At 73.6% G+C, this 8,508-nt stretch carries 10 protein-coding genes; 4 read left to right on the forward strand and 6 right to left on the reverse strand.

Going from position 1 to position 8,508, the window contains the following annotated elements; genetic code table 11:
- Nucleotides 1-549: 549 nt before the first annotated feature.
- The 3 genes from ACFV0Q_RS33875 to ACFV0Q_RS33885 are packed head-to-tail and all read right to left on the reverse strand — an operon-like array spanning nt 550 to nt 2,512.
- Nucleotides 550-1,227, reverse strand: coding sequence for a phosphatase PAP2 family protein (locus ACFV0Q_RS33875; protein ID WP_385010703.1), 678 nt, complete (start codon nt 1,225-1,227; stop codon nt 550-552).
- Nucleotides 1,224-1,832, reverse strand: a complete 609-nt coding sequence (locus ACFV0Q_RS33880) for a phosphatase PAP2 family protein (protein WP_385010705.1) — start codon at nt 1,830-1,832, stop codon at nt 1,224-1,226. The genes ACFV0Q_RS33875 and ACFV0Q_RS33880 overlap by 4 nt, the downstream gene beginning before the upstream one ends.
- Nucleotides 1,829-2,512, reverse strand: coding sequence for a DedA family protein (locus tag ACFV0Q_RS33885; protein ID WP_385010707.1), 684 nt, complete (start codon nt 2,510-2,512; stop codon nt 1,829-1,831). The genes ACFV0Q_RS33880 and ACFV0Q_RS33885 overlap by 4 nt, the downstream gene beginning before the upstream one ends.
- Before the next feature lie 122 nt (nt 2,513-2,634).
- Here ACFV0Q_RS33885 and ACFV0Q_RS33890 point away from each other — a divergent pair, with 122 nt between their 5' ends.
- The 4 genes from ACFV0Q_RS33890 to ACFV0Q_RS33905 all read left to right on the forward strand — a co-directional run bounded on the left by ACFV0Q_RS33890 (nt 2,635) and on the right by ACFV0Q_RS33905 (nt 5,206).
- Entirely contained in the window at nt 2,635-3,012 is a 378-nt protein-coding gene (locus tag ACFV0Q_RS33890) for a BlaI/MecI/CopY family transcriptional regulator (RefSeq protein ID WP_385010709.1), read from the forward strand.
- Nucleotides 3,009-3,950 carry a M56 family metallopeptidase gene (locus ACFV0Q_RS33895; RefSeq protein ID WP_385010711.1) on the forward strand — a complete coding sequence of 314 codons (942 nt, stop codon included), beginning with the start codon at nt 3,009-3,011 and terminating at the stop codon, nt 3,948-3,950. The genes ACFV0Q_RS33890 and ACFV0Q_RS33895 overlap by 4 nt, the downstream gene beginning before the upstream one ends.
- Before the next feature lie 330 nt (nt 3,951-4,280).
- Nucleotides 4,281-4,850 carry a M48 family metalloprotease gene (locus ACFV0Q_RS33900; RefSeq protein WP_385010713.1) on the forward strand — a complete coding sequence of 190 codons (570 nt, stop codon included), beginning with the start codon at nt 4,281-4,283 and terminating at the stop codon, nt 4,848-4,850.
- Between the two features lie 107 nt (nt 4,851-4,957).
- Complete coding sequence (locus ACFV0Q_RS33905; RefSeq protein WP_385010715.1) at nt 4,958-5,206, forward strand: hypothetical protein; 249 nt, start codon at nt 4,958-4,960, stop codon at nt 5,204-5,206.
- A gap of 14 nt (nt 5,207-5,220) precedes the next feature.
- On the opposite strand, the gene ACFV0Q_RS33910 is transcribed toward ACFV0Q_RS33905, so the two are convergent.
- The 3 genes from ACFV0Q_RS33910 to ACFV0Q_RS33920 are packed head-to-tail and all read right to left on the reverse strand — an operon-like array spanning nt 5,221 to nt 8,458.
- The gene (locus ACFV0Q_RS33910) at nt 5,221-6,729 is read right to left on the reverse strand and encodes an ABC transporter ATP-binding protein (RefSeq protein WP_385010717.1); all 1,509 of its coding nucleotides are present in this window, start codon (nt 6,727-6,729) and stop codon (nt 5,221-5,223) included.
- On the reverse strand, nt 6,726-7,571 hold the full coding sequence (locus ACFV0Q_RS33915) for an ABC transporter permease (protein ID WP_385010719.1): 846 nt from the start codon (nt 7,569-7,571) through the stop codon (nt 6,726-6,728). Before ACFV0Q_RS33915 ends, ACFV0Q_RS33910 begins: the two co-directional genes overlap by 4 nt.
- Nucleotides 7,568-8,458, reverse strand: coding sequence for an ABC transporter permease (locus tag ACFV0Q_RS33920; RefSeq protein WP_385010721.1), 891 nt, complete (start codon nt 8,456-8,458; stop codon nt 7,568-7,570). The genes ACFV0Q_RS33915 and ACFV0Q_RS33920 overlap by 4 nt, the downstream gene beginning before the upstream one ends.
- Between the last annotated feature and the right edge of the window lie 50 nt (nt 8,459-8,508).

Genomic DNA, 8,508 nt, shown 5'->3' on the forward strand with positions numbered 1-8,508 from the left:
TCACGGCGGCCGGGCTGACCGCACCGACCGACCCACCGGCCAGCGTCCTCTACTCCCCTGGCGTACCCGTCCGCCTCGGCCGCCCCTCCCTCCCCACTCCGCGCACTGGTCGAGCCGACAGGACCAGTGCTACGTGAGACGTGCTCCGGCCCATGAGGTGCAGGCCGGGGGCGAGTGGATCAAAAGCATGTGACGGCATCCTGGTCATCGGCTCGGGCACGCACTCGGGCGGGCGACATCGATGCCCTTACCGACTACCGGCGCAAGGCGCCCGGCTCCTCGGTCGCCCACCCGACGGCCCACCACTACGTACGGTACCCAACGCCGCCACGGACGCCGGTCAGCGGCCTGACGACCGCACCCTCCCCCCATGCGCGACGCGCCGCGCGGCCCTGAACCTCACGTGCGCCGGGGCCATTCACGTACGGGACGAGTGGGGCTCGGCAGAGCCCGCCGTCGTGGTGTCCGGCGGCGACCCTCACAGGAGCTCACCGGTCTGCCACCGGGGCGCAGCCGCGACCTCCGCCTCACGTAGCCACGCACCACCACTCACTCGACGGCCGCTCGGGGCTTCCGATCTCGCCCAACGCCGGCCTCCACGGCCAACGCCGCGGTGAGCCAGATGAGGGCGTAGAGCCAGCCGCCGAGGACATCGGTGGGCCAGTGCACGCCGAGGTAGACACGGGTCAGGCCGACCGTGACGGCCCAGCAGGCGAACAGGACCCACCAGAGCCGGGCAGCGGCCGGCGAGGCCGCGCGCCATACCGCCCACGCCAGCAGACCGGCCACGAGCGCCGAGGTCGCGGTGTGGCCCGAGGGGAAGGAGAACCCGGACGCGTGCGTCACCCGCTCGGCAACGGGCGGACGCGGCCGGGCCACGCCGTTCAGGACGGCGTAGCGCAGGCCCTGGGCCAGCAGCAGGAATCCGAGCGCACCCGCGGCCGTCAGCAGCCGACCCCTGGCGCCCCGGCCCCGTCCGGCGACGAGTCCGGCGGTCACGGCGCACAGGTACGGGACGGGCCCGGTCCCGGTCGCGGTGACGCCGCGCGCGAGGGCCACCGCTACGGCGGGACGGTGCCGTACCGACCAGCGGTGCACGCTCTCGTCGAGTGGGTACGGGCTGCCGTGGCGGGCTGCGACGAGTGCGGTCAGTACGGCGAACAGGGCTGCGCACAGCGTTGCGACCAGGCCCCAGCGGGTGGCTCGCGGTGCGGCGGGGGCCCTCACCGGGCGGCGACCAAGGATCGCAGCGGCGTACTGCCCAGCCGCAGTACGAGGGGGGCCGCGCGGCGTGCGGCACGGGTCAGCGTCCAGGCGATGACCGCTCCGACGGCCAGGCCGAGTACGACGTCATGGGGGTAGTGGGCACCTACCCAGACCCGGGAGAAGGCCATCAGCAGTGCGGCCGGTACCGCGATCGCCGCGAGCCGGCGGTCGGTGACCCAGAGGGCCGCGGCGGCCGCGGCGGCGATGGCGGCGTGGTTGCTGGGGAAGGACCAGTCGCCGAGCGGCGGGCAGATCTCCAGCGTGACCGTGTGCAGGGTCTGGCAGGGTCGCTGCTCCCGGAAGACCGTTTTGATGCCGGTGTCGGCGAGGAAAGCGACGACCACGACCAGGGGTGCTGCCAGCGCCATGGCGGTCCTGGCCGGATCGGCGGCCGCCCGGGCGCGCCACCAGACAGCCAGCATCAGCAGGGCGAAGAGGGCGAGGCCGTAGTCGGACCAGGCGGTGACCAGGCCGTCGAGCCAGCCGGGGGCCTGCTCGGCCAGGCCGGTGAGCCGGGTGTACAGGTTTCCGTCGACGGCGGGGCCGTCCAGGGCGAGCAGGCTCAACGCGAGCTTCCGTTCGAAGTGCGGCTGCCCCGTCGGCGGATGACTTCCACCGCGAGCGGGGCGAGGGAGACAAGTACGACGAGGGCGACGATCGGCATGAGGTAGCGGTCCACATGGGGCACGGAGGAGCCGAGCGCGTAGCCGGCCAGCACCAGTCCCACCGTCCACACGAGCCCGCCGATCACCTGCCAGAGCGTGAAGACGCGGGCCGGGACGTTCAGGGCCCCGGCCATCGGGTTCAGGACGGTGCGCACGATCGGCACGAAGCGGGCCAGGACGATCGCCTTGGCGTGTCCGTACCGGTCGAGGAGTTCCTCGGCCTTCGCGACGCCCTCGTGGAGTTTGCGGCTGCGGCTGCGGGCCAGCAGGGCGCGTCCGCCGCGCCGCCCGAGGAGGTAGCCGGTCTGGGCCCCGAGCAGGGCGCCGGCCGCGGCCGCGCACAGCACCTGCGGGAGCGAGAGGTGGACCGGCCCGTGATCGCCCGGCACGCAGAGCAGGCCGGCGGTGAAGAGGAGCGAGTCGCCGGGCAGGAAGAAGCCGACGAGGAGGCCGGTCTCGGCGAACAGCACGACCGCGACGCCGAGGGCGCCGAAGGCCGACAGGAGGGAACCGGCGTCCAGCAGATTGACGGCCTGCGGACTGAGCGCCTGCGACGCCGCGGCGAGATCGGGCCAGGTCATGACAGACAGCTCCCATAGGGTGAGAGGTGCAGGGTCCGGGACGACGCCCTGCCAATTGGCGACTACAGTTCCGTAGACGGTCTACAGCACTGTAGACGATCGATGTGTGGAGGAGCGCACCCATGGGCGACAGGAACGCGGAGCGACGCCCTGCCGGCGAGCTCGAGGCCGGCGTGCTGGCGGCGCTGTGGGCCGCGGACGGCCCGCTGTCCCCGGGCCAGGTCCAGGAGATAGTGGGCGGGTCGCTCGCCCGCACTACGGTGACGACGATCCTCTCCCGCTTGTACGAGAAGGGGACCGTGACCCGATCGCGGTCCGGCCGCGGGTTCGCCTACACCCCCACCGAGGACGCCTCCGGACTCACCGCCCGGCGCATGCACGCCGAACTCGCGAAGGACGAGGACCGCGAGGCCGTACTGAGCCGCTTCGTCTCCCAGCTGAGCACCGAGGACGAGCGCCTGCTGCGCGCCCTGCTCGACACGGAAGGAGACGCAACGTGATCCACACCGCCTGGATCCCCCTCCTCGTTCCGTTCCTGGTCGCACCGGCGGGCAGGCGGCTGGCCTCGAACCTGCCGCCGCGGCAGGCCATGTGGCTGCTGACGGCGACCGCGGCCGGCCTCGCCGCCGCCAGCACCTGCGCGCTGGCCCTGCTGATCGTCCCCGGCGCCACCCACCTCCACGTCGTCGCCGCGCTGGGCCACCTGCTCACCCCGCTCAGCAGTGGATCACCCGACGCCGTCATCGCGATCGCCCTCGCCGCCGGGGCCCTGCTCGCCTGGTGCACAGCCGGGCTGGTGCGCGGTGCACGCCGACGCTGGACCCAGCTCCGCCACGCCGGCAGGCTCGCCGCCGAGGCGGACGGCGAACTCGTCGTCCTGCCGGACGAGCACCCCGACGCCTACGCCCTGCCCGGAAGCCCGGGCCGCATCGTCGTCACGACCGGCATGCTCCGCGCACTCTCGGCGCCCGAGCACGAGGTCCTGATCGCCCACGAGCGCGCCCACCTCCGGGAGCGCCACCACCTCTTCACCGCCGTGGTCGACCTGGCCGGCCTGTGCCACCCCGCGCTGCGGACCCTGCGCGAGCCACTCGCCTACGCGCTGGAACGCAGCGCCGACGAATCCGCCGCCCGCGCCGTGGGCAGCCGACGCCTGACCGCCCGGGCCATCGGCCGGGCCGCTCTCGCCACCCGCGCTTCCTCCACGGCCGGCCGCACGCGTCCCGGCCTGGCCCTCTCGGCGACCGCCGGCCCCGTTCCCCGCCGCGTCGCCGCCCTCCTCGGCCACGACACCGAGACCAGGACGACCCGGCCCCTCGCCCGGCGCGCCGCGGTCCTGGTGTTGGCGGCCTGCCTGGCCCTCTCCGCCGGTGCGTCCCTCCAGGCAGCCGACGACCTGCACGACGGCATCGAAGTCGCCCAGGGCGAAGCCCCTTGACGCGTAGCGCCGGAGGGGAAGCGGGCTCTGGCGAGACGCGGCCTCGGATCTGATCCGACAGCCGCGGCCAACTCGGGCCGTCTTCCGCGCCTGAGCCGACGCAGACCCGGAGTTCCCTCCGCACGTCCGGACGGGCCGAGCCGGGCCCGGCCCACGACCCGTAGGGTGAGATAAGGCAAACCTATATTCTTCGACGTCCGGTCGTGGTGGTACGGGGCACGAGCGGGGCGGTATCGGACACAGGTCCCGCTCCCCCGCGCGGCGGCCGCGTGGCCCGCCACGGTTCCGGTCGCCGCCGCCGGAGCGGCGCTGACCGTCCAGGCCGCCCTGATGGTCCGCCGCTGGCGCCAGCACCGGTCGGTGCTCGCGCGCGCCTGGTCCGCGACGGGCGACTCCGTACCCGACGGCGACCTGCTGGTGGTGCCTGGCCCCGACCCGCAGGCCTTCGCCCTGCCGGGGTGGCGGGGGCGCGGCGGACGGATCGTGGTGACGACGGGCATGCTCCGGGCGTTCGGGCCGGCGGAGCGCGAGGTGCTGTTCAGCCATGAGCGGGCCCATCTCGCGGGCCGTCACCACCTGCTGTGCGTCACCGCCCACCTCGCCGGCGCGGCGCACCGGCTGGCGGCGACCGCGATCGCCCGCGCGGCACTGGCCGCCGCGTCCGGCAAGCAGCGGGACAAAGGCCGCGGTCCCTTGCTGTCGGTGGGTACCGGGCCGGTTCCCCAGCGGGTCGAGGCCCTGCTGCGGCCGGTGCCGGTCCGGCCGCAGACACGCACGACGCAGATGGCCGCAGCAGGCCTCGCGGCGGCGGTGGCGGGGGCGGTCGTTCTGGGCCTTGTCATGGCGTACGGGCTGCACGAGTACGTGGAGCTGACCGCCCGCGCCCTGCTGCGCCGCTGAGACCCTGAGCGTCGACTTTGATGTAGACCACGCTGTCCGATCTTGGGCCGCACGCCCGCGACGATCTCGCGGCCCGGTTGGAGACGCCGCCGGCCGAGGTCTCGCGGGTGATCGATGAACTCCTGGGCCAGGACCTGGTCCGGGCTATGGCCGTCAACGTGGGAGGGCAGCATGAGGTGGTCACGCTCACAGCGGCCGGTGCTGCCGCCCGCGCGGCCACAGTGGGTGACATGAAGGGCGTGCAGGACGTGCTCTTGGCGTCCATCACCAAGGGTGAGAGCGCCCAGCTGCGCTATCTGCTGCGGCGCGTGTGCGCGACTGCCGCCCGTGCCGGACACGGGCGAAGCAAGGTCTGAGGCCCGGTTCCCGCTCAGACGGTGGGCAGCAGCTCATGGGTGGGGCCGTGGGCGACGAGGCGTCCTTCGCCCAGCAGGTACACGGTGTCGGTGTAGGCGCTCACCAGGTGGAGTTCGTGTGAGACGAGTACGAGTGTCATCCCCTGCTCCGCGTTCAGGCCGGCCAGAAGTTCCATGACGGACGTCGCGGTGTCGGGGTCGAGGGCCGAGGTGATCTCGTCGCACAGCAGGATGTCGGGTCCGGTGGCCAGAGCACGGGCGATGGAGACGCGCTGGCGCTGGCCGCCGGAGAGCTCGGCCGGGTATCGGTCCGTGAAGTCGGCGGGCAGGTCGACCTGCTGGAGGAGTTCGGCGATCCGGGCCGAGCGGGCGCCGGAGTTGAGTTTCGTGTGCAGGCGCAGGGGCCGGTCGAGCTGGGCTCCGACCGTGCGGGAGGGGTTGAGTGCGTCGAGGGGATTTTGCGGGACGAGTTGGATGCGGCGCTGGTGCGCGCTCGGGCGTTTGCCCGCGGTGGGCGCGAGCGGTGTCCCGTCGAGGGTGAGGTCGGCGGTGTCCGCGCGCTGGAGCCCGGCCAGCACTCTGAGAAGCGTGGTCTTGCCGGAGCCGGAGGGGCCGACGATGGCCGTGCGGCTGCCGGGGCCGGCCGTGAAGTCGACGGCGGCGAGGGCTTGGTGTGCCTTCCCGTGGAAGGAGACGTGGACAGCATGTGCGGCTATTCCCTCGCCCTGGGCGACGACCGCCTCCTCGTTGTCCACGGTGGGCTCGCGTTCGGCTTCGTGGACTGCCGGCAGGCGTGGCGGTGCGGTGGGTGCGGTGAGGTGGACGGTGTGGTCGGCGCAGGCCTCGACGAGTTCGGGGTCGTGGCAAGCCATGACGATGGCCAGGTCGTGGCGGGCGGCGAGGTGGCGCAGCAGGTCGGCGATCTCGTCGCGCAGGGACGTGTCGAGGCCGGCCGTGGGTTCGTCGAGGAGGAGGACGTCGGGCTTCCGGGCCAGAGCACGGGCGAGCGCGACGCGGCGCTGCTGACCTCCGGACAGGGCTGTCGGTCGCCGGTCGGGAAGCCCGTCATCGGTGGGCAGACGGACTTCGCGCAGCAGTTCCATGACGGCCGACCGTTCGGGGCGGCAGGGGGCGGTTTCCGCGACGAGGTCACGGACCTTCATCCTGGGGTTGAGCGCGGAGCCGGGGTCCTGGCCCACGTAGGCCAGGCTGGTGCGGCGGAGCCGGGCCAGCTCTCCGGGGGCCAGGGCGGCCAGGTCGTGGCCGAGGACGGTCAGCACGCCGCCGGTGACGGCCGCGCCGTCGGGGAGATGGCCGATGAGGGCGCGCAGGAGGGTGGTCTTGCCGGAGCCGGATGCACCGGTCAGCGCGGTGATACGACCTGCCTCGATGATCAGGGAGACGGGCCGCAGGAGCACCGGGCCACCGGGGAAGCGGATTTCGAGACCGGTGACGGTGGCCGGCGGCGCGGGGGTGTCCGAGGAAGCGGCCGGCGTGACGGCCGGTTGTGCGGGGGTGTTCACGGGGTGGTGACCGCCTTGCGTGCGGAGCGGGGCGCGAGGGAGGCGCAGGCGAGGTTGACGCTGATGGCGAGGACGGCGATGGCCAGGCTGGGGGCGATGACGGCCCAGGGGTTGAGGAGGATGCCCGGGGCGTTCTCGCGGATCATCAACGCCCAGTCCGCGGCCGGTGGTTGGGGGCCGATCTGGAGGAAGGCGGCCATGGAGATGACGTAGACGGCTTCGACGAAGCGCAGGCCGAACAGAGCGGCGACGGTGGAGCGGAGGTTGGGCAGGATCTCGCGCAGCGCGATGTAACGCAGGCTCTCCCCGCGGGCCAGAGCCGCTTCCACGTATCCGGCTCCGGCCAGTGGGGCGGCGGCTGCGGCCACGATGCGTACGGCGTAGGGGATACCGAGGACGATGGCGGCGCCTATGACGGCCCAGCGCCCGCCGCCGGGCCAGGCGAGGGCGATCAGCATGATGCCGAGGACCGGCGGGAGGAGGATCGCCACGTCGGCGCTACGCTCCACGGCGCGACCGAGGACGGGGTGCAGGACGGCGAAGCAGCCGGCGACGACCCCGGCCAGGGTCACGAGTACGGAGACGAGAGCGGCACTGCCGATCAGTACCGTGCCGCCGTGCAGCAGCCGGGACAGGACGTCGCGCCCGAGCTGGTCGCCGCCGAGCGGCCCGCCGTCACCGGCGGTGGCGTACGGGGCGTGCACGGGGGCGTCGAGAGGGTGGGCGGCGAGCAGGGGCCCGGCCACCGCGAGGGCGATCAGCACCACCGCGGGGACCAGGGTGGGCCACGAGCGGCGGGTTCCGGTTCGGGCGGGTACTCCCGTGAGGGTGCCGGCGGTCATGGGCGGACTCCGAGGGTGCGGGCGCGTATGAGGTCGGCCGCGAGCAGGACGAGGCTGATGGCGGCGCCTGCGCAGACGACGACTCCGGCGATGAGCGGGGTGTCGCGGCCGGCGACGGCCGCGGCCAGGACGCTGCCGATGCCGGGGTAGTTGAAGAGGGTCTCCACGACCACGGCCCCGCCGAGGAGCATGCCGGTGGAGGTGGCGATGCCGGTGGCGATCGCGGGCACGGCGCCGGGCAGGGCGTGGCGCAGGACGATCCGGTGGACGGGGAGGCCGTCGAGGTGGGCGGCTTCCACGTGGGGCGTACGAGCCTGGTCGGCCAGGGCGCCGCGCACGATACGGGTGTTCCAGCCCGTCTGCGGGATGACCAGCGCCAGGACCGGCATGATCAGCATCGTCCAGTCGGCCGGGGTCCCGTCCGCACCGGTGAGGGTCACGGCGGGCAGCCAGCCGGTCCACAGCGACAGGACCAGCAGCAGGCCGACGGCGACGACGAATTCGGGGACGGCGAACGCGGCTGTGGAGGCATATCCGATGAGGCGGTCGGCGAGGCCGCCGGGGCGGGAGGCGGCCCAGCAGCCGAGCGCGAGGGAGGCGAGCACGGTCAGAACGAAGGCGGTCGCGCCCAGCACGAGGGTGTTGGGGAAGGGGTCGGAGAGGAGGTCGGTAACCTTCTGACCGCGGGCGGAGGTGCCGAGGTCACCGGTGGGCAGGGCCGTCATCCAGTCCCAGAACCGCTCCCACACGGGCCGGTCCAGGCCCAGCATGTGCCGCCGCGCCTCGACATCGGCCGCGCTGTCACCCCGCTCGGAACTCGCACTCGCCGCGTCCCCCGGCAACAGTTCCACGGCCGCGAAGACCAGGGCCAGCAGGACGGTCAGCATCAGGACACGACGCCCGAGAGCGCCGAGCACACGAGCTGCCGTGGCCAGGC

The sequence above is a fragment of the Streptomyces sp. NPDC059564 genome, assembly GCF_042735575.1.
Taxonomy (GTDB): domain Bacteria; phylum Actinomycetota; class Actinomycetes; order Streptomycetales; family Streptomycetaceae; genus Streptomyces.